This window comes from Corynebacterium sp. EPI-003-04-2554_SCH2473622, from assembly GCF_001665955.1.
GTDB classification, from domain to species: Bacteria; Actinomycetota; Actinomycetes; order Mycobacteriales; family Mycobacteriaceae; genus Corynebacterium; species Corynebacterium pseudodiphtheriticum.
Genome location: NZ_LZMN01000078.1, coordinates 14,341 through 36,160 on the forward strand (window position 1 = coordinate 14,341; position 21,820 = coordinate 36,160).

General features: G+C 56.2%; 14 protein-coding genes and 1 tRNA gene. 8 read left to right on the forward strand and 7 right to left on the reverse strand.

From position 1 onward, the window contains the following. Positions 1-49: 49 nt before the first annotated feature. The gene (locus tag A5774_RS09270) at positions 50-2,605 is read right to left on the reverse strand and encodes an MMPL family transporter (protein ID WP_064834534.1); all 2,556 of its coding nucleotides are present in this window, start codon (positions 2,603-2,605) and stop codon (positions 50-52) included. A gap of 292 nt (positions 2,606-2,897) precedes the next feature. Between A5774_RS09270 and A5774_RS09275 the strand changes: the two genes are divergently transcribed. Further along, a complete protein-coding gene (locus tag A5774_RS09275; protein ID WP_064834536.1) occupies positions 2,898-4,070 on the forward strand; it encodes an IS1249 family transposase in 1,173 nt (390 codons plus the stop codon). Positions 4,071-4,281: 211 nt separating this feature from the next. On the opposite strand, the gene A5774_RS09280 is transcribed toward A5774_RS09275, so the two are convergent. Together A5774_RS09280 and A5774_RS09285 are read right to left on the reverse strand one after the other, a co-directional pair. Next, positions 4,282-4,354, reverse strand: a tRNA-Val gene (locus A5774_RS09280). Positions 4,355-4,449: 95 nt separating this feature from the next. Next, positions 4,450-4,893 carry a DUF3052 domain-containing protein gene (locus A5774_RS09285; RefSeq protein WP_021352393.1) on the reverse strand — a complete coding sequence of 148 codons (444 nt, stop codon included), beginning with the start codon at positions 4,891-4,893 and terminating at the stop codon, positions 4,450-4,452. A gap of 335 nt (positions 4,894-5,228) precedes the next feature. On the opposite strand from A5774_RS09285, the gene aceE reads away from it, so the two are divergent. Then, entirely contained in the window at positions 5,229-8,000 is a 2,772-nt protein-coding gene (gene aceE, locus A5774_RS09290; protein WP_064834539.1) for a pyruvate dehydrogenase (acetyl-transferring), homodimeric type, read from the forward strand. Positions 8,001-8,346: 346 nt separating this feature from the next. Further along, positions 8,347-8,943: a hypothetical protein gene (locus A5774_RS09295; RefSeq protein WP_064834541.1), complete on the forward strand. Its 597-nt coding sequence runs from the start codon at positions 8,347-8,349 to the stop codon at positions 8,941-8,943. A gap of 216 nt (positions 8,944-9,159) precedes the next feature. Here the strand turns inward: A5774_RS09295 and A5774_RS09300 are convergent, their stop codons facing one another. Then, complete coding sequence (locus A5774_RS09300; protein ID WP_064834543.1) at positions 9,160-12,516, reverse strand: vWA domain-containing protein; 3,357 nt, start codon at positions 12,514-12,516, stop codon at positions 9,160-9,162. Between the two features lie 355 nt (positions 12,517-12,871). Between A5774_RS09300 and A5774_RS09305 the strand changes: the two genes are divergently transcribed. Beyond that, the gene (locus A5774_RS09305; RefSeq protein ID WP_064834545.1) at positions 12,872-13,129 is read left to right on the forward strand and encodes an acyl carrier protein; all 258 of its coding nucleotides are present in this window, start codon (positions 12,872-12,874) and stop codon (positions 13,127-13,129) included. A gap of 462 nt (positions 13,130-13,591) precedes the next feature. Further along, positions 13,592-14,521, forward strand: coding sequence for a PHB depolymerase family esterase (locus A5774_RS09310; protein WP_064834547.1), 930 nt, complete (start codon positions 13,592-13,594; stop codon positions 14,519-14,521). A gap of 74 nt (positions 14,522-14,595) precedes the next feature. On the opposite strand, the gene A5774_RS09315 is transcribed toward A5774_RS09310, so the two are convergent. From A5774_RS09315 to A5774_RS09325, 3 genes are all read right to left on the reverse strand, one after another. Further along, positions 14,596-15,426, reverse strand: coding sequence for a serine hydrolase domain-containing protein (locus tag A5774_RS09315; protein WP_369815551.1), 831 nt, complete (start codon positions 15,424-15,426; stop codon positions 14,596-14,598). 69 nt (positions 15,427-15,495) lie between these two features. Beyond that, positions 15,496-16,317 carry an enoyl-CoA hydratase gene (locus tag A5774_RS09320; RefSeq protein WP_021352384.1) on the reverse strand — a complete coding sequence of 274 codons (822 nt, stop codon included), beginning with the start codon at positions 16,315-16,317 and terminating at the stop codon, positions 15,496-15,498. A 38-nt stretch (positions 16,318-16,355) separates the two neighbouring features. Continuing rightward, positions 16,356-17,564 carry a bifunctional alpha/beta hydrolase/OsmC family protein gene (locus A5774_RS09325; protein WP_064834549.1) on the reverse strand — a complete coding sequence of 403 codons (1,209 nt, stop codon included), beginning with the start codon at positions 17,562-17,564 and terminating at the stop codon, positions 16,356-16,358. Between the two features lie 213 nt (positions 17,565-17,777). On the opposite strand from A5774_RS09325, the gene A5774_RS09330 reads away from it, so the two are divergent. The 3 genes from A5774_RS09330 to A5774_RS09345 form a co-directional block, all read left to right on the forward strand. Next, on the forward strand, positions 17,778-19,142 hold the full coding sequence (locus A5774_RS09330) for a CitMHS family transporter (RefSeq protein WP_064834551.1): 1,365 nt from the start codon (positions 17,778-17,780) through the stop codon (positions 19,140-19,142). Between the two features lie 752 nt (positions 19,143-19,894). Then, positions 19,895-20,404, forward strand: a complete 510-nt coding sequence (locus tag A5774_RS09340) for a DinB family protein (protein WP_064834563.1) — start codon at positions 19,895-19,897, stop codon at positions 20,402-20,404. 164 nt (positions 20,405-20,568) lie between these two features. Further along, a partial coding sequence (locus A5774_RS09345; protein ID WP_064834556.1) for a glutamate-cysteine ligase family protein occupies positions 20,569-21,820 on the forward strand: 1,252 nt, incomplete at its 3' end.

Consider the following 21,820-nt stretch of genomic DNA (forward strand, 5'->3'; position numbering starts at 1 on the left):
ACCTCCGGTGGCTAATTTGCCGTGCTGCGCTTAATTTATCGTGCCGTGTTTAATTTATTGTGCGATGCTTGCTGGGTTGCTCGTTGCGCATCGCATGCTCACTCTGCTGCTCTTCCCGATCCAGCGCCGCCACCTCATCGTCATCTTCCAGGCTGGTGCCTTCCACATCCAGGTGCGGGGTCACCTTGTCCAGCCAGCGTGGCCACCACCAGTTGCCGCGGCCCATCAAGAACATCGCGGCGGGCACAAACGTCATGCGGATGAAGAAGGCGTCGAAAAGCACCGCCACGCCCAACGCAAAACCGAAAATACTGATAAACGGCAACGGCTGGCCAATGAAACCAACGAACACCGCGATCATAATGACAGCTGCGGCCGTGACGACGCGCGCGCCCTGGCTAAACCCAGCGATGGTGGAATAGTCGATCTGGTTGTAATCGCGCGCATCCGGGTCGTGGCGGGCGAATTTCTGCAGACCATCCCCGTGCGTCGCGGCGAACGCCTCCCGCATGCGGGTGACCAAAAAGATCTGATAATCCATGGCCAGCCCGAAAGTCAGGCCAATAAGGAAGATCGGCATAAACGAGATCAACGGCCCCGGAGCGTCGACGAATCCGCCCAGGCCTTCCTGCCAAAACAGCACCGTGACGCCGAAAGCCGCGCCCACCGAAAGCAGGAACCCGGCCCCAGCGACCAGCGGCACCAACAGGGACCGGAAAACCATGATCAACAAGAGCACAGCCACGCCGACGACTACCGCCAGATACACCGGCATAACCTGAGCCAGGCGCTCGGTGATATCCACCTGCACCGCGGTCAAGCCCGTCAGGCCGACGCTAACACCCGTGGCGCGTTCCACCTCCGCGTTGATGCGGTTGAGGTTTTCCACCAAATCGACGGTGGCGGGATCAGCCGGGCCAGTTTTCGGGGTGACCAAGATTTGGGCGGCACGGCCGTCGTCGGCAAGCGCAACCAATTGAGCATGGTCGACAGTGGCCAAAGTATTGATCTGATTGACGGTGTACAGGTAGCTCGCGCGGGCGGCTTTATCCTCGCGGGTGAGCGGAGCTTCGGTTTCTCGGGCTGCGCTTTCGGTGGCAGGCTCGTCAGAAGCGGTTTCTTCGGCGGCGGTCCCTTCAGCGGCAGTTTCGTCCCCCTGCAACTCGATCAGCGACTGCAGCGCGACAGCATCCTCGTTGACCGTGTGCGCGTCGACAAGCGCCAACAACGGACCATTCGTGCCCGGACCAAACCCCTCCGCCTTCAAATCCGCGGCCTTGCGCTGCGTGGTTTCCGGGTTACCAGTGGTGTCGTTCGGCAACGCGAGCTCCAAGCGCGTCAACGGAGTAGCAGCCGCACCCAAACCAAGCACAACCAGCAGCAACAACAGCGCCGGGAAACGCTGCACAAACCCCACCCAGCGTCGGCCCATCGTCGGGCCCTGCTTTTTCTTGCCATTGCGACGCGGGCGGCCAGCAATGCCAGGAAGTGCGAAGCCAAAGGCGCGATCGCCAAGCAAACCCAAAATAGCTGGCAGCAGGGTCAACGGGACAACGGTAGCCAGCGCGACGGTCGCTGCCGCGGCCAAGCCCATCGCGGTAAGAAACTCGATCTGCGCAACCCACAACATGGCCAACGCGATGAAGTTGGTCAACCCCGCGAAAACCACCGACGAACCCGCAGTGCCACAAGCCAGGGCGATGGCCTTGTCATTCGGCAGGCGCTGCTGCTCGCTGCGGTAGCGCGACATCACAAACAGCGCATAGTCAATGCCGACAGCCAGGCCAACCATGAGCGCCAACACCGGAGTCATATCGTTCAGCTCAACAAAACCGGTGGCCGTGATGACCCACAAAGCACCAATGCCCACAGCCACAATCGCGGTGATAATCGGCAGAATCGCCGCAATCAACGAACCAAAGGTCACCACCAACACCAAGAACGCGATGGACAAACCGATCCACTCGTTGGACAACTCGATCTCGATCGGGTCACCGAATCCCTCACCAGAAGCTTCCACCGTCAAGCCCGCGTCGCGGCCAATATCCATGGCCTGGTAGACGGCGTCGTACTGTTCCGGCTGCACCTCATAGGCGTTCGGTGCATCAAATTTGAAGGTGGTCCAGCCGATGGTTTCATCGTCGTTAAGCAAGCGCAGGTGTTCCGCGTCCAGGCGGGCGGTTTCCTCCGGCAGGCCCTGTTCGACGCCCATGCGCTCGACGGTTTCCACCAGCTCCGGGGAGAGCGTGACCGGGTTGCCGAAACGCAGCTCGTTCTCGATGACCAGGTTTTCTTCCAGGCTGGCGATGACGTCGTCAATCGCGGCGGTATTGTCCGGATCGCTGAGCTTTTCGCCCTCCGGGGCTTGGAATACCAAGTTCACCGTGGCCGCGGCGGCCGGGTTTCCGTCTTCTGGGAACAGCTCGACGACGCGCTTGGTGGTGTCGATCGTCGGGGTATCGTCGATTTCGAAATCGCCGGTGAACGAACCCGACAGGCTCAATGCCGCGCCGACGGAGGCCGCCAGGATCACGACCCAGGCGATGATCACTCTCCAGCTATGGCGAAACGAGAATAATCCCAGCCGGTACAAAAACTTTGCCACGTTGTTCGCCTTACCTCGTCTTGCCTCATCTTGTGCGCTGCTGCTAGCGCGTTGCGGTTTCGAACATGGCGTTGTACGCAGGTGTTGGTGTGCACATGCCACCGTCATGATCAAGCCAATGCTGCTAGCGAGGGTTATACGACAAAAAGTGTGTCCGTATCGGCGGGATTGACGCAGATAAAGACATAAAAACAACGCATTTATAATCCCCACAACGATATAAACGCCCCGAATACGCTCAATCCACGATCCAATGCAGAATCTGTGCTAAGCATGCGTGTTGCCTTAACGCATGAAGAAAAACAGACCACGCTGCCCCGTATGCACTGGGACAATGAAGAAAAACGGCACAACAACCAAAGGCACAACCCGATGGCGTTGCACCTCACCAACCTGCGGGGCATCCACAACAAAAACACGTCCAGACCGCCAACTATCCGCAGACTTCAACACCTTCATTAGCTGCATCTGCGGCAACGCCTCAATAACCGAAACCGCTGCTGACCACAACATAAGCCGACGCAGCCTGGAACGACGCTTCAACACCTTCTGGTTCATCGATATCCCCCACGACATCGACACAGCCCGCATCTACGACCAAATCTTTATCGATGGAACCTACACCGGCGCCGGATGCCTTCTTATCGCTGCCACACGCAACCACGTTGTCAATTGGGTATGGGCACACCACGAAACAACCGCGGCCTACCAGCAACTTCTCGAACCCCTACAAGCACCTGTCATGGTGGTCCTCGATGGTGGCCGCGGTGCCTATTACGCCATCAAACAAACCTGGCCAACAACCCGCATCCAACGATGCCTAGTCCATGCCCAACGCGTCGTGCGCAGACATCTCACCTCCCGACCACGCACCGATGCCGGCAAAACACTCTACAAACTAGCCCTCGACCTCACACGCATAACCACAATTGACCAAGCCGCACAATGGACCGCCCACCTGCAACAATTCGACACCGTCTACCGCACATGGATGGATGAAAAAACACTCAGCATCACAACCGGCAAGCGCGAATACACACATCTATCCGTGCGCAAGGCCTACAACAGCCTGAAACATCTCTACCAGCAACAATGGCTATTTAGCTTTCTCCAGCCACCACAAACACCAACAACCAACGACTACCAATGGGCATCAACTACCAACAGCCTAGAAGGCGGGATCAACGCGCAACTGAAACTACTGACCAGGCTCCACCGCGGCAGATCAGGCGAGCGACAACGACGAATGCTCGAATGGTGGCTCTACCTGCACACCGAAAACCCCACACCACCTATCGAAATAGCCAAACAACAAAACTGGGGGCGCGATGCACTCGCCAAAGTCAACACCACGCCCCACAACGAGAACGAAGCCGACCAGCAAACAGGACGACCAGCCCTCTACGACCAGGGTATCGATGTTGAATACACACACTCAATCGGTATCCGGAAAGGCCAGATCTAGGGAATTGGCGACACGCCGATCAGACACATTTTTGCTACTTAACCCAACCCCGACACGGGGTAGCAACCCCAGACACACTTTTTGTCGCATATCCCACAAAACCAAAAAATACCACCGCAACCAACTCGGTGAAATCTAGAAAACGAACCCCCAAAACGAAGAAAATCTCGAGACACCGAAATAGGAACGATGTCTCGAGACTTCACAGTTGTGCGGCCTGAGGGGATCGAACCCCCGACCTACTGGGTGTAAACCAGTTGCTCTTCCAGCTGAGCTAAAGCCGCATCCCTCTGTGCGAGGTACTGGTATACCATAACATGATCATCATAAACTTTGGCAAATCGCCAGGTTAAGCATCATTTTATGGGGTTATAGAACGTTATACTGCAGCACCTTTGGACTTGGTATAGCCGCGGCCCACCAAGCACGAAGCCTGCCAATCACCAAAGCGGTCAGCCTTAGTCTGCACCATTCCAGCCAGTTGAGCAGATTCAGAGATCACACCAGGTTCCACAGTGCCCGGTTTCTGCGCACCAGGGGTCAGCAACCAGATACAGCCGCCGTCGGCAAGCGGAGTGATCGAGTCCACCAAACCGTCGACAAGATCCCCGTCGTCTTCCCGCCACCACAGCAAGACGACGTCGCAAAGCTCGTCAGTATCTGCATCCAACAGCTCCTCACCGATTACGTCCTCAATGGCCTCGGAAATGCTGCTGTCGCAATCTTCGTCCCAACCAACTTCCTGCACCACCATGCCCTTTTCGATGCCAAGGCGCTGTGCAAGGTCCTGGGTGCGCTCCTCGCCACCCGGAGTGTCTACCACTGTGTTAATCCTTCCTGAGATTTCTCGGTTGTCTGGGTTTCCCCGATCTTCCCGGCTACAGCCTGAAGACCGCTTCAAGCCACACCCTACAACGATTAACACCAAAAATGTGAGATACGCGTGGATATTGCGCCATAATTACTTAGCGTTATTCAACCATCGGTGGCGCCAGGTAGCATGTATATAACACCCGCGTGCTCTCGTAACGCGGACTGGAACGGTGTATCGACCAAAACTTGGCTGGTAACCCCCTCCAGGGCATACCCCAGTATTGGTGGCGCCCGCGCGCCGTACTGGTAAACAACTGGTCAAGATATCTGTGCAAGGAGAACCACATGGCAGATCACTCTGATAATTCTGCAAACAGCAAAAACCCCGCGCAGGATTTCGGCAGCGACGAATCCAACCACCCACTCATCCGGGACGGCGTTGCCTCCTACCTGAACGACCAAGACCCGGAAGAGACCCGGGAATGGATGGACTCGCTCGACGGGCTGCTAGAAAACGCGTCTTCTGACCGCGCGCGTTACCTGATGTTGCGTCTGCTGGAGCGTGCCTCGGCTAAACGCGTACCGCTGCCGTCGCTGACTTCTACGGACTTCGTCAACACCATCCCCACCGACCAGGAACCAGAATTCCCGGGCGACGAGGAGATTGAGAAGCGCTACCGTCGTTGGATGCGCTGGAACGCCGCCGTGATGGTGCACCGTGCGCAGCGCGAGGGTATTGGCGTCGGTGGGCACATTTCCACCTATGCTGGCGCTGCCCCACTCTATGAGGTGGGCTACAACCACTTCTTCAAAGGCAAAGACCACCCATCCGGTGGCGACCAGGTTTTCTTCCAAGGCCATGCCTCGCCAGGCATGTACGCGCGCGCCTTCCTGGAAGGTCGGTTGGATGAAGAAGACCTCGACGGTTTCCGCCAGGAAGTCTCCCGTGGCCCAAACAACGGCCTGCCTTCCTACCCACACCCGAAGGGCATGGACTGGTTCTGGGAATTCCCTACCGTATCCATGGGCCTGGGCCCAATGAACGCCATCTACCAGGCACGCTTTAACAAATACCTGGAAAACCGCGGCATCAAAGACACCTCAGACCAGCACGTCTGGGCCTTCCTAGGTGACGGCGAGATGGACGAAGCCGAATCCCGCGGCCTGGTGCACTTCGCTGCCCTGAACGGCCTGGACAACTTGACGTTTATCGTCAACTGCAACCTGCAGCGCCTCGACGGCCCAGTGCGCGGTAACTCGCAGATCATCCAAGAGCTCGAGTCCTTCTTCCTGGGCTCCGGCTGGGACGTGATCAAGATTGTTTGGGGACGCGAATGGGACAAACTGTTCGCCGCCGACAAAGACGGCGCGCTGGTCAACATCATGAACAGCACCGCCGACGGCGACTACCAGACTTTCAAGGCCAACGACGGCGCCTACGTGCGTGAGCACTTCTTCGGCCGCGACGAGCGCACCGCCAAGCTGGTTGAAGACATGAGCGACGACGAGATCTGGGCCCTGCGCCGCGGCGGCCACGACTACCGCAAGATCTACGCCGCATACAAGCGCGCCACCGAGAAGAAGGACGGCCGCCCAACCGCCATCCTGGCCCTGACCATCAAGGGCTACGGCCTGGGCCACAACTTCGAGGGCCGCAACGCGACCCACCAGATGAAGAAGATCGGCCTGGACGATCTGAAGCAGTTCCGCGACAAGCAAGGCATCCCGTTCACCGACGAGCAGCTGGAGAAGGATCCAGCCCTGCCACCGTACTACCACCCGGGCAAAGACTCCGACGAGATCAAGTACATGCTGGAGCGTCGGAAAGAACTCGGTGGCTACCTGCCGGAGCGTCGCACGAAGTATTCGCCAATCGAGGTACCACCGCTGGACAAACTGCGCAGCGTGCGCAAGGGTTCCGGCAAGAACCAGGTTGCCACCACCATGGCGCTGGTACGTACCTTCAAAGAACTCATGCGCGATAAAGAACTGGGCAAACGCGTGGTTCCGATCATCCCGGATGAGGCCCGCACCTTCGGTATGGACTCCTGGTTCCCAACGCTGAAGATCTACAACCCACACGGCCAGAACTACGTGCCAGTGGACCACAACCTGATGCTGTCCTACACCGAAGCCAAAGACGGCCAGATGCTGCACGAAGGCATCAACGAGGCCGGCTCGGTGGCATCATTCACCGCCGCTGGCACCTCGTACGCCACCCACGGCGAGCCGATGATTCCGCTGTACATCTTCTACTCGATGTTCGGCTTCCAGCGCACCGGCGACGGTATCTGGGCAGCTGGCGACCAAATGGCCCGCGGCTTCCTGGTGGGCGCCACCGCAGGCCGCACCACTCTGACCGGTGAAGGCCTGCAGCACATGGACGGCCACTCGCCAATGTTGGCCGCCACCAACCCAGCTGTGGTTACCTACGATCCAGCCTTTGCCTACGAAATCGCGCACCTGGTGCACCGCGGCATCGACCGCATGTACGGCCCAGAAGGCGGCGAGGACGTCATCTACTACCTCACCGTGTACAACGAGCCAATGGATCAGCCAGCCGAGCCAGAAAATCTGGACGTGGAAGGCCTACACCGCGGCATCTACCACTACAACACGGCCGAATCCGGCTCCATCCCAGCCAACATCTTGGCCTCTGGTGTGGGCATGGTCGAAGCCCTGCGCGCACAGAAGATCCTGGCCGAAGAATTCGACGTCAAGGCGTCGGTATTCTCCGTGACCTCCTGGATCGAGCTGGCCCGCGAAGCTGCCGCACGCAACAAAGAAGCGCTGCAGCAGGGCAAGATCAACCCAGAAAAGCCATTCGTGACCAAGCAGTTGGAAGGCTTCGACGGCCCATTCGTTGGTGTTTCCGACTTCGGCACCGACCTGCAGAAGAAGCTGCGCCCATACGTGCCGGGCACCTACACCGCACTGGGTGCAGACGGCTTCGGCTTCTCCGATACTCGCGAGGCTGCACGCCGCTACTTCAACATCGACGCCGAGTCCATCGTCGTCGCTACTCTGTTGAACCTGGCCAAGGAAGGCACCGTGGACGAAGAAGTTGCCGAGAAGGCAGCCAAGAAGTTCCACTTGGATGATCCGACCAAGGCCTAAGCTGTAACTGGTTAGGTTGGCCCGGCTGGCCTAGCTAACCAGGCCAGCAGCTGTGCCCCGGCTGGAGGCTTTCGCGTCATTCACCGCGTAGAGTCCTCTTTCCGGGGTTTTACTATGTACATCTCCGGGTACATCTCCGGCCAAGGTGCCAAGAGCTAAACCTGACTGCCCAACCCGCGGGGACAAACCTGACTGCCCCACCCGCGGGGACAAACCTGACTGCCCCACCCGCGCGGGACTATGACGAGAGTCTGTCTTGTCCCTGCCCATGAAACGCCGTTGCACCCCGTAATATAAAGCAACGTATTTTGCCCAGATAGCTTCACGAATTGGATTGGTGAGAATAATGTCGAGCCCATCGCCGCAGCAGCGCCAACAACTGCAAGATGAACTCACCCGTGCGGTGGGCACAGGGCGCATCAACATCAAACAATTCGATTATTTGATGGGCATCGTGTGGTCATCAGAGTCGTTGGCAGATTTTGACTTCATCCGGCGGGATTATCTGGGGCAGGTTGCACAGCCGCATCAGCATGCTAGCGCTGCTGTTAGGCCTAATACTGGCAAGTTGTCTTCTCCAGTGCCACTGAAGACGACTCTGGGCACGATAGATCTAAACGGGAATTGGCGGGTTCCTGAGCGCCAAGAGTTTGTTGTCAATGCAGGCACTCTCCGTATTGATCTCCGCCAGGCGCGTGCAGACTCCCTAATTACAGAGTTCAACATTACGGGCAGAATGGCGACGATACACATTCTCGCTCCCGCAGGAGTCGCATTCGAAAACCGTATGACGAACAATATTGCTTCAACATTCGATATTGACCACACCGACCCGAACCCGAATGCTCCGCGCGTAATTCTCACCGGGACGATCTCATGGTCATCGGTAAAAATTCGTCGAGCTAATGGAAAGGAAAATTGGTGGAAACGTTTACTGGAGTAACGAGCTGAGTAGGGGCACGTCACCCAGTTAATTCAACGGCACCTTAGTGCTAGTCGTCTGTTATCGTCTGCTAATTTCCCTCGCGTATTCGCTAGGCTCCAGAACATCCATAACACCAACCCACAATTACAATGTGCAAGGGCCCTGTACTGTCGATCAGTGGATCGATAGTACAGGGCCCTGTTGTCTCTGGCTCAGCTTAAAATAATTGCTGTCTTATGCCTTTGCACGCGGCGTAAGCGTGATGCCAACTAGTAGCACCGCAGCCCCAATCGTCAGCAGGCCGATAAGCCCGGGTCCTCCGGTCCGAGGCAGTTCAGGCTTAGAGGTATTCGCAACCTGCATGATCAGTTGATTACGCTCAGTTCCTTGGGAGACGGTCACTTCCGGATACTGCGCAGCTCCGCCTATTAGCTGCACTTGCTGCACACCAGTTGCAGTTCTGACTAGGTCGAAAGTGATCGGTCGAGCTAACAGTTGGTAGCCTTTTGGAGCCTGGGTTTCGACGAGTTCATATCGGTTCCCTAATTCAAGGTCCCTAATATCCATGTTCTCGCCCTCCAGTTTGCTAACCAGTGAGCGCTCAGATCCGGCAACTTTGTACAGCTCAAACTTAGAACCATCCAACGGCTTCGGGTCATCTCCAAAACTGACTTTCTTCACAGTCAACGAGAGCTTTGATACTCGGGCATTGACGACGCTACAATTCACGATAGCGCTAGCTGGCACGGCAACTGTAAAACCTGGCTTCGCCGCGTCATCGACGTTCTCAATCTCGACACTTTGAGATTTCCACTTGTTGTTTCTGCCATCAAAAACCGTAGCGGTACACGTGGCGTTTTTGTTCTCTGCGTAAGGCTGCAACATAAAACCTGGTTGCTGCTGTTCCACGACCTTTACCCGCTGGGCTGTTTGAGCTTTTTGATTCTTCTGGTCGAGTTTCCGACCGTAATTACCATGTTCGTTAGTTTTGTCGATTACCCGGCTCTCTCGTCCTTTACCGTCTGCTCCGTTGACGATACTGTTCTTGCCGTCTTCTGTTGAGGTCTCAAATGTCCAATCGTGACCTGGAGAGACCTTATTGTTCTCGCCTCTGATCAACTTAGTGACGTTAATCGAACCAAAACAATTCTTCAGTACGAGCTCTCTCAAGCTGTCTTCCAGTTTGCTGAACTTATCAACCAACGTGACGGCGTCGGGGCTGGAAATATCCGCGGCAATGCTTTCTGTCTTACGGATGCCGGCGCGCCAAATATCCGGGCGGTTAGTGATCTCGAAATGCCGTCTATCAAATTCGGGCTTATCCGCCATCATGATCTGGCCTCCGATCTCGATCATCTCGCGCACAGAATCGGAAGGGATATCGTTGTTCGCGCCTTTTTGCGGATCGACATAACTCGGATAGCCGTAGTCATCATATTTTTCCCATTTCTCGGGTTTCCCGCCAACGCGGTTCAGGTTAAAGAACCCATCATTTAGAATATGTTCTGTGATCGAGGGGACACCCACCATGACGGTTTCAATGCGTGCGCCATTCGCCTTAAGCTCATTTGCTGCTTCCACAGCTAATGAAAGATCACTCTTATTGATATGGTTTCCGTTGTCGAAACCCTGCCCGGGGTAATCAGTATTATTAGTGGTGGGGAGTCCATCGGTGATGAAATAAACGACGTCGAACTCGCCTTTAGGTACTTGCTTTAATCCTGCTTGATAATTTGTTCCACCGTGTTCGCTTCGCTTAAAAGTCGTATTAAACCCATCCACAGCTGCACGGAGTTTTTTCACACCTTCTTCATCATTCAAGCTTTGTTTGTCTGCATGAATATCGTTCACTCGCCTAGCTGGTGAAGCAAAATTGTATATAGCCATGTGGCTACCAGTGCCCTCCAACGCATTAATAATGCTAAGACCTGCGGCACGGCTGGCCTTCGGCCCTTGCTGGTGCTGGAGTAAGGAGTCAGACGTATCAAAAACAAGAGCAACGTCTACCCCACAACGCTGTGGCAAAGCCGGATTTTTCGCGGATGGTGGAAGCCATTGCAAGGCTTCGCGTGGGGTTTCCGCAGCTCTGAGATCAAGGTCCGGTGTTGTTCGATCGAACCATTCCGGCCCTTGTCTCCATAGCTCTACGTTACAACCCTCAAACGATCCTAATAATGGGATCTGCGCCTGAACATGATAGTCAGTTCGGTTGGCATGTTTTTGTATCTTCTTCAGTGTGAAATACACGCTGCTGCCGCTGACAGATACCGAATAGTCGCTGTCTTTGTTTAGCGTTTTCCAGCCACCAGCGTCGGATCCAAAGCGCAATTGCATCTTCGAATCGGTAATTTTCACGCGACTAGCAAGATGTTGCGCCCCACGTAATTTCACCTCAACCACATCAACACCGCCTTGACGCAATATTTCTAAGTCATTTCCCCATTTGGAAGTAGCAGTGACCATTTCTCCCGATTTTGTACAGGTATCTTTAGCATGCGAGTAATCCAAACGATCAAAATTCTTGGGGCTCGTCGGATTAAACTGTGCTGGATCTTCGGGTAAGGACGACTGCTTTCCGTAGAGCTGAATGCTACAGTCTAGTCGCCGTGGGCCACCGGAATAAGGCAACTCAACTTCTACGTCGTAGGATTTTTGTGTGCTTGGCGCACGCATATGGGTACGAGTTAACTCAAAATAGACGGAATTTCCATGGCGCCAGACTGAATAATCCACTTCCTTCTGCAGCTTAATTCGCCCCCATCCCCATTTCGCGTCAGACCCAAAATAAAGCTCTACCGGAGACGCATAAAGGTCAACATTTGCTCGGTCCGGCAGTTTAACCTCAACGAGGTCTACAGCTTCCTGGGTTCCGGGTTCCCACCACCTCTTAACTTTCAAGGTGTTTCCCGATTTTTTGCACGTATTATGCTTATGCCGCTTATCAAGTATTGGGATCTCGTTATACTGAGAACGTGAAAAGGGGTCGCCCTGGGCCACAGCAGCTCGGTCCAACGCGTTGGGTTCGGATATTGCTGCACGCGATCGCAGATCCACACCGTCAGCCACGTCAGAATTCGCTGGTGTTTCATTACCGTTAGGCAAGGCTTCAGTATCAAGCCGCGGCGCTTGTTCCATCACTGCTCGGAAAGATTCTGCAGGCGGAAGAACTTCTTCTCCTTTAGTCCACTGAATAACGATTTCCGCGCCTGACTCTAGGTTGATCTCGGCAGCTGCTTCAATCGTCAGCCGATCAGCCGCTGTTTGCACCCAGCCGACAGGATACGCAACACCAGCAATTGTCAAACTCTGCACTACCGGGGCATCGACGACACCGAAACCTGAATTTGCAGCCACCTGCACACGTCCTATTTTCGTTGGTGCTAACGCCGACAAGGTCATAGCGACGCTTTCCCCTGCGGCGCCAGTTGTGCTGACATCAGTAATAACCACTGACTCCCCAGAAGCTGTTTGTGCGGAAGCAATCGGGTTGTACTTCCCGGCCACATGGGGCTGCGCCAGCGAAGGAACAATCCCTAAAATGAACATCAAAATACAGGCAGCAATAATGGCTCTTTGCGCTATGCGCTTCAACGTCGTGAACTCTTTCTACTCTTTGTGCTTAGTTAGTTCTTCGCCGCATTAAAAACGCATAAAATTAGATAGAAATCTCCGCACGGATTTTACCCCTAGAACAAGCGCAGCTCGTCTTCAGAGACTTAGTGCAGACGATATTATCCAAGTCAGGCCAAAACCCGGTTGCTGCGATGTTTTATTGTGGCGTTTATTTTGGAATCCCTCAACAAATATTGAAGGGCTTAATATCGTTTTAATATATAACTCCTGTTACAAATTAAGAACCTGAAAGTCTGAAATGTGACGAAATCCAAGATCCAAACCTAGACTCGTCGCAGCACGCCAGGCAGCGCAACTGTTCTACACTGACAACATGGATCTCCCCGATAAACTCGACACCTTCGCCCGCCTGGTTCCCCTACTAGACGACGCCAGCGGGGCAGATACCGACGACATCACCAGGGATGCCACCCTCCGCGATCTGGCGATTGATTCTTTATCGATGATCGAGCTCGTCGTCAAGATTGAAGACGAATTCAAAGTGCGGCTGGAAGAAAACATTGTGCAGGACTGGGACACCGTCTCCGATGTCATTGCCTATATTGACGAGCACGGCGAAAAAGCAAACTAACAAACCAAATTTCGGCGCTAGCGAGCCAGCACTGGCGGCCCAGCCCTGAAGGGCGCCTTAAAGGCCACGTCGATGGCCACCTTTATGACCGCCTTGATGGCTACTTTGCAGGAGGCACGCCCACGGTAATAGGGCACTCGACCGCGACTTCCCCATCGCAGCGAGCACCCTACGCAAGCGCACACCAGCCGCTCACTAAGCGAGCATCGTCTTCCCCAACGTGCCCACCCTCGCTTGCGCCACAAATGATTCAACTACCCCACCAGTCACACCAGCAACCCTCAAGCCGCCATTGAACCCCCCGTTTTCTGAAGTACCGCTTGAAGGTTTCTCCATCGGTGCAGTTCAGAAACTTACATCACTGTAATCCCACTAGTTAACATTCACACCTGACGTGGGTAGTCAGCTTTGGGGAACTTTCAGGCTGGTATCTGACCAGAACATAACGTAGGCTACGGTTTCATGAAATCATCCTTCCGCGCTCTCGGCGCCGCTGTCGCTGCCGGCACCCTCGGCGGCCTGCTGGCTCTCACAGCCCCTGTCAGTCATGCACAATCGACAACGGACCCGCTGGTGCAGATCTCCTCCGCCATCGCTGGGCAACCCACCGAAACGCGGACGATTGATGTCAACGGCACCCCACGCCACTTCATCGTGGACCTGCCCGCCAATTACGACCCGAACCGCGCCTACCCAGTGGTGCTCGGTTACTCCGGCGCCTGGGATACGGCAGACGCCTTCCGCGGGCATTCCTTTTTAAACAAAGCCGTGGGCAGTGATGCCATCGTCGCCTACCCACAAGGCGTCACCGATAAGCTCAAGGGCAAACCAGCCTGGGGCGGGCCACACTACGCCGCGCAAAGTGTCGAGGATGACGCCGCTTTTGCCCGTGCACTCGTCGCTGATCTAGCCGGGAAGTACAACGTGGATACCAACCGCATCTACGCCACCGGGCTTTCCAACGGCGGCGGCGCAGCGCTCAGTCTGGCGTGTCATGCACCAGATCTTGTCGACGGAGTGGCCAGCTCTGCCGGCGCCTACTACGACGCAACAGTCTCTAACTGCGTGCCCGACGCCCCCGTGCCAACGCTGATCATGCACCACAAAGACGATCACGTCATCAACATCAACGGTGGCGCCAATGATCACGGCGGCCACTACAAAGCCGCACGCCAAGTTTTCGATGAATTCGCCACCCGCAACGGTTGCGCACCAGGCGGCAACGTCAACAACTGGATCGTTGGTGCCCACACCGTTTCCGGCAGCAACTGCCGCGCTGCAACGGAATTCGCCACCGTTGTCAGCCCGCAGGTGAACAACGGCCACACCTGGTTCAAGGCCGTCCCATCAGCCAACCTGCTGGTATGGGAGTTCTTTAAAAATCAGGCCTAGCACCGGTTTCTAGCACCCGGTTCTAGTCCCTGCTCCTAGCCTCTGCCGCTAGCCGCCCAAACCTCCCCAGGCAGCTAGCCCTGCAGCTCCTGCCAGATCGCGTCGTTCGTCTCCGCCCACAACGGCTTGGCCCACTCGCCAAAGTCTTTATCGGTGAGAGCGAGCAACGCGATTTTTTCATCTGGCAGCAACCAGATATAAGAGCCATTCATGCCAAAGTGCCCGACGGCATTGTCCGGCAACTCCGAGCCCATCCAATGCGGATCCTTCGTGCCATGAATTTCAAAGCCCAGCCCCCACAAGCATGGTTTCTGCATGCCATAGCCGGGAACAAGTCCGCGCAAGTCCGCAAACTGCGGTGTCAGCATCTCTTTTACCGTCGATGGGTCCAGCAAACTCGGGGCCAGCACTTCCTGGGCAAATCGGGCCAGGTCAGCCGCGGTAGTTTCCAATGCGTAACCAGACGACCCCTTCAGCACAGTGTTGTTCATGCCTAACGGTTCGAACAGCCCTAACTTGAGGTATTCGGCAAAATCCATGCCGGTTTCTTCCTCGAGCTTTTCCTGCAGCACCTCGAATCCCGCCGACGAATAAATGCGGCGGTCCTCCGGGGCACGATCCGGGTTTGCTGCATCTTTCCCGATCCCACTGGCATGTGCGAGCAAGTGCCGCACGGTCGAACCCTCTGGGCCCACCGGCGTATCCCACTCAAACACGCCTTCTTCGACCGCCATGGCAAAGCCATACGCGGCCACCGGTTTAGTCACCGATGCCACAGCAAAAACGTGCTCGTCGTCGCCCAGTGCGTGGGCGAGTTCGCCGTCCCGAATCAGCGCGGCAGCCACATTATCAACCGGCCAGTCAGCGATTTTTTCGAAAGATGTCAGTGGTTCCTGGTTAGTCATGCTCACCAGTGTAAACCTCAGCAGAAGATCCAGCGGGCGGCGATTACATTACGCAGCATGCGCCGCGCACTAGCGGTGCTTGAACTCCGGATCACGCTTGTTGGCGAAGGCATCCATTCCTTCTTTCTGATCTTCCGAAGCAAAAGCAGAATGGAACAAACGCCGCTCCTGCAGCAGCCCCTGACGCAAAGTGGTTTCATATGCTGCATCAACGGCTTCTGTCACCATCGTTGTTGCCACCAGCGACTTATTCGCAATGGTCTCGGCAACCGACACGGCTTCGTCGACAAGCTTGTCTGCCTCGACCACGCGGGCAACCAAACCAGCACGCTCGGCTTCTTCTGCCTCCATCATGCGGCCAGTCAGGCACATTTCCATTGCCTTTGCCTTGCCGACGGCGCGGGTTAACCGTTGCGTACCACCCATGCCTGGCAGGACTCCCAGGTTGATTTCTGGCTGGCCGAATTTTGCCTTGTCCCCGGCGATAATGAAATCGCACATCATGGCCAGCTCGCAGCCACCGCCCAACGCATAACCATTCACGGCCGCGATCAACGGTGTGCGTATCTGCGTCAGCTGCTCCCATTCGGAAAACCAATCCGACATGTACATTTCAGTGGCAGATTTATTTGCCATTTCTTTGATATCAGCGCCGGCTGCGAAGGCTTTCTCAGATCCGGTGAGCACAATGCACCCGATGCCGTCATCGCCGTCAAACTTTTGTGCTGCGGAAATGACCTCGAGCATGAGCTGCTGATTCAAAGCGTTTAATGCTTTGGGGCGATCCAGCGTAATGATACCTACTCGGCCGCGGGTCTCCGTCTGAATAGTCTCGAAATCGTTCTGTGCAGTGGAATCGTTATGTGCAGTGATGTCGTTGTTTGTAGCCATGAGGATCTCCTCCTTGTGAAACGTGGTCATATATGTAACTAGCTGGTTTCCGTCGCAATATGGATCTCGCCATGCAACGTCTTGTGCACTGGGCACTTTTCAGAGATCGCGGTCAGCTTTTCCTGTTGCTCATTGCTCAGCGCAGGGTCGAAATGCAGCACGCGGGTGAACGTCGTCATGCCCTGCTTATCGCGCTCGTGGGTCACGGTGACTTTAGTATCACCCATGTCCCACTTTTTGCGGCGCGCATACATGCCCATCGTCATCGCGGTGCACGTAGCCAGCGACGCTTGCAGCATGTCATAGGGGTTCGGGCCAGTGTCCTTGGCCCCGGGCACACTCTTCGGCTCGTCTGCGATCCAGCGATGATTTCCGGCGCGAAGCTCAGTGGCGAAATCACCATCACCGGTAAGTCGCGCTTCAACAACGCCTTCCTTGGTATAGCTGTAGCGCTCATCGGCGCAGTCGTCGCGGTCCACATCCGGGGTATCCGGCAAATATGGCCGAGCCCAACCAGCCAGCATCTGCGCGGCGTGCTGCGCCTGCTTATCCTTGTTGAGCAAGTGATCCACGCCGTCCAGCATGATAAACGACTTCACGGTGCGTGCCGCGCGATAAATCCCCTGCGCATTGTGAATATCCACCAACTCATCCGCGTTCGAATGCATGACCAGCAATGGCACATCAATCGCCGCAATGCGCTCTTTTTGATCAAATCCGCGCAGGTCGTCGACAAGCCCCTGCCCCACGCAGACAGTCTTGCCACCAATTTTCACCGATGCCGAGCCATCTTCAGCGATATCGTCCAGCGCACCAGCAAACAAACCAGTGACGTGCTCCGGATCGTACGGCGCGGCGATGGTGACCACCGCACGCAACGAATCAATATCGGCAGCCGCGGCCAACGCTGCCGCACCACCGAGCGAATGACCAATCAGTAACTGTGGGGCTTGATAATGCTCCTCCAACCACTCCGCGGCCGCCACCACATCCTGGGCGTCGCCAGAAAACGTGGAATCTTCGAAATTGCCTTCGGAATGCCCCAGACCAGCGAAATCAATCCGCAACACCGCGATATCTTCCTGCACCAACTGCTTAGCGATGCGCGACGTCGCCGGGGAGTCCTTTGAGCAGGTAAAACAATGCGCCAACAAGGCATACGCACTCGGGTTAGCCGGGCTTTCCAACCGCGCCGCCAACTGGATACCACTGTGGCCTGCAATGGTGAAGTTTTCGCTAGTAGTCATGGCCACCAGAATACGACGTTTTGGTGGCCGCAGCCGCCAGCAATGCGGCTGGCAGCCTGGTTGGCAATGCGGCTAGGAACCTGGCTGGCAATCCGGCTGGCAAACCCACGATAATTTCAGTATCCGCGGCAACGTGCTTGCCCCACCTGAGACTTTCAGCACCCTTGAGCTACTTTCGGCTCCTCGGCTATCCCATCCCGCTAATCTGATGCCATGCAATCAGAACTCGGCCTGACCCTAATGGGTCTGCTTATTGTAGGCACTACCGTCGGCATTTTGATCCGCGGCAAGACCCACCCGTTAATCCCAATGACGCTGGTACCAGTAATCGGTGCGTTTATCACCGGGTTTGGGCTGGAAGACCTCACGACGTTCTTCGAAGAGGGCCTGGGTTCAGTGATGAAGGTCGTCGTGATGTTCATCTTCGCGATCATCTTCTTCGGCATCCTGCAAGACGTCGGGCTGTTTACACCGATCATTCGCACGCTGATCAAAACCACGCGCGGAAACGTCGTGGCAGTAGCCGTCGGCACGGGCTTGATTGGTGTGGTTGCACACCTGGACGGTTCAGGCTCGACGACGTTTTTGCTCACGATCCCCGCGCTGCTGCCGCTCTACCAGGCGCTGCATATGTCGCGGTATGTGCTGCTGACCATCGTCGCGCTGGCAGCTTCCGTGATGAACATGGTGCCCTGGGGCGGGCCGCTGGGGCGCGCGGGTGCGGTGATCTCACAAGACACGAACACCGTGTGGATGCACCTGATCCCGATGCAGGGTCTGGCGTTGTTGTTCGTGGTGGCGATCGCTTTTGCGCTGGGTATGCGCGAAAAGCGCCGGATTAACGCGCTGCAGGCTGCTGGTGAGCTTCCTGCCACTGACAACATTGACGTGCACGCCATTGCCGACGAATTTGAGCAGAAGCAACGCGAAAAACAGCTCGAACAAGGCTACAAATTCCGCTCCGGCACCATGCCGACGGTACTGAATGTGCTGGTTGTGTTGGCAGCCCTGGTGGTGTTGCTGGCTGGGCTGTTGCCTCCTGCACCGACGTTCCTGATTGCTGCCACGCTAGCGTTGATCATCAACTTCACCTCGCAGGCGGAGCAAGCAGACGCACTGAAGCGGCACGCACCACACGCGCTGTCGATGGCCGGAATCATTATCGCCGCCGCAATGTTCCTGGGCGTGCTGAACGAAACCGGCATGCTGGAAGCCATCGCGCTTTCTCTGATTAACGTGCTGCCAGAAGCCGCAGGGCCGTACCTGCATGTCGCCGTCGGCATGCTGGGTGTGCCACTGGATCTGTTGACCTCGACTGATGCGTATTACTTCTCTGTGCTGCCAATCGTGCAAGAAACCGTCGCCGTCTACGATATTTCCGGCCTGGGTGCTGCCAGCGCGCTAATTCTGGGCAATGTGATTGGTACGTTCGTCTCGCCGTTCTCCCCGGCTCTGTGGCTGGCACTCGGCCTGGCAAACGCGCAGATGGGCCGCTACCTGAAGCTGGCCTTCCCGATCGCGTGGGTGTTCTCCGTAATTATCGTGGGCATTGCCTTTGCCACGGGATTGCTGGCGTAGGGGTGCGAGGATGAAACGGCTAATAATAACTCTCGCAGCTGCCTCATTCACACTTGCAGCGTGCAGCAATGGTACTGCGGAAACAGAATCATCTTCGACGTCGCAAACGACCAGATCAGCCACTAGCACAACCTCGACCGTGACGTCGTCAAGCAGCACAACGACGGCCTCGGAAACCAACACAAACGCCACACCGAAAGCATCACTTTCTAGTTCTGCAACACCGCCGGAACCATCTCAAAAAGCTCCCCAAAGCTCTGCACCAGTCCAGCAACCGGCCCAACCAGTTGCTCCAGCAGAGCCTGTTGTCGTCGAATGTTTAGAAGGCACCCCAGGGCCTGCATTAATGTCAGATGGCTCGACCCAGTATTCCGACTGGTGCTTTCACCAAAATGGTGGGCCAGAGTACATCAAGGAAGAATCTCGGTCGTGTGTTGGTCCACCAGAGCTTTGCAACGTCGCACCTGATGGAACACGGTACGACGGGTTAGACCCAGTGACAGGTGAACCGCTGCAATAAATTTCAGCGGTGATGCCCTCGGCTTCGTTTTTGTCCAAGCACCTCACACCCCGCCCAAACGCTGCGCGGACACGAAGTCCAGCCGCGCACCCAAATCGCTGCCAAGGTTGCCCGCAAAACTTCGGCATCAGCAGGGCTGCCCAATTCATCGCTGCCAAGGTTGCCCCAATCCACAATCCCAGACATTGAAGAGTTGCTGCCACGATAACTAGTCAGAACTACTATGGGGCGAATGAACGGAATCGACGTACTCCTTGACTTCGCAGCCCGCCCGAAAGACGTGCTCACCGCGCTACCCAGCCTTAATGCCGAGCAGCTCAACCAGCATCCCGAGGGGCACCCCAATTCCATCGCCTGGTTGCTCTGGCACACCGGCCGCGAGATTGATGTACAGCTGTCGGCCCTTACCGGCGACGACGAGTTGTGGTATTCCAGCCAGTGGCGGGCTGCCCTGGCGCTTGGCGACGTAGGCGACAGCCTGGGTTACGGTCATTCTGCCGACGATGCCGCAAAGATCCAGGTTCAAGATGCTGCAGACTTCGAACATCTGCGCAGCTATGTCGCCGCAACGCTAGATGCCTTAGCCGCCTACTGCGGCAGCCTCGCTGAGAATGATCTCAGTGACATCATCACCGAATATGAAGGCGCACCGATCAGCCGCGGCACCCGCTTAGTTTCAATTATCGACGACGCCACCGCACACCTCGCGCAAGCCACTTATGTCGCCGGGATGTGGGACTAATCTTGTTGGCCTCGGCGTGTAGTGCTACGCTGCACCATTTTATACTTATTTATAAATTGCCTGAAAGTATAAAGAAGTATAAGGTCGCCCCATTCCGCCTCACCCTTCCCGGCACTGCATAAAAGTCGGAATCCCCAGCGCACACCGGTCTATACTTGGCCAGCATGGGTGATGCAGTTAATTCCGAGTCCTATACGCCGCGCCAGCGCACGCGCTACCGCCAACGTTTGATCGACGATCTCGAGGTCTTCGACCGCCATTTGCAACAGGCCGAATTCATCGATCAGGGCACCATCGGGTTGGAACTCGAGCTCAACCTCGTCGACAAGAATATGCAGCCAAAGACATGTAACGGCGACGTGTTGGCTGCGCTTGACGACGAATACCAGTCGGAAATCGGCGCCTATAACGTGGAGATGAACCACCCTCCGCTATCGATTTCTGGCACCGGCCTGCAAGAACTGGAAGACGGGCTGAACCAGCGGCTCAACACCGTGCGCGCGGCCGCGAAACAGGCTGATGCGGAAGTCGCGATGATCGGCACCTTACCCAGCGTAACCACGGAGTTTCTGGAAGATCCGGCCTGGATGACCTCCGAGAACCGTTACAAAGCGCTGTCGAATTCTGTGTTGGAATCACGTGGCGAGCTCGTCCATATTGAGCTGGAAGGCCAGGAAAAATACCGGCACGGCTTCGAAGATATCGCCCCAGAATCCACTTGCACGTCGATCCAACTACACCTGCAGGTTTCCCCGAACCATTTCGCGGCCGCGTGGAATGCCTCGCAAGCCATCGCGGGTGTGCAAACCGCGCTGAGCGCGAATTCCCCGCTTTTCGCCGGGCACAAACTCTGGCATGAGTCCCGCGTCCCAGTATTCCAGCAATCCATCGATACCCGTACCCCAGAATTGGTGACGCAAGGTGTGCGCCCGCGCGTGTGGTTCGGTGAGCGATGGATCACCAGCGCTTTCGATCTGTTTGAAGAAAACGTGCGCTACTTCTCTCCACTGTTGCCCGAAGATCGCGTGGAATCCGGCACTCCGATTGTCACCGATGGCAAGCCTGGTTTGCACTACCTGAATATGCAAAACGGCACGATTTGGCGCTGGAACCGCCCAATTTATGATCCGAACACGGAGCTGTCCCATATCCGCGTGGAAAACCGCTTGTTGCCCGCCGGCCCCACCGTGGCGGATATCGTCGCCGATGCTGCTTTTTACTACGGCTTGGTGAACTTCCTCGTCGGCCAGACACGACCAGTGTGGTCACGGTTGTCTTTCGACGATGCGGCGAACAACTTCTTCGCCGGGGCCCGCGATGGCATCCACGCAAACATGACCTGGCCGACACTGGGAACTATCCCCGTCGCCGAATTGGTGACCGAGCACTTGTTGGAGCAAGCCGAGCAGGGCTTGG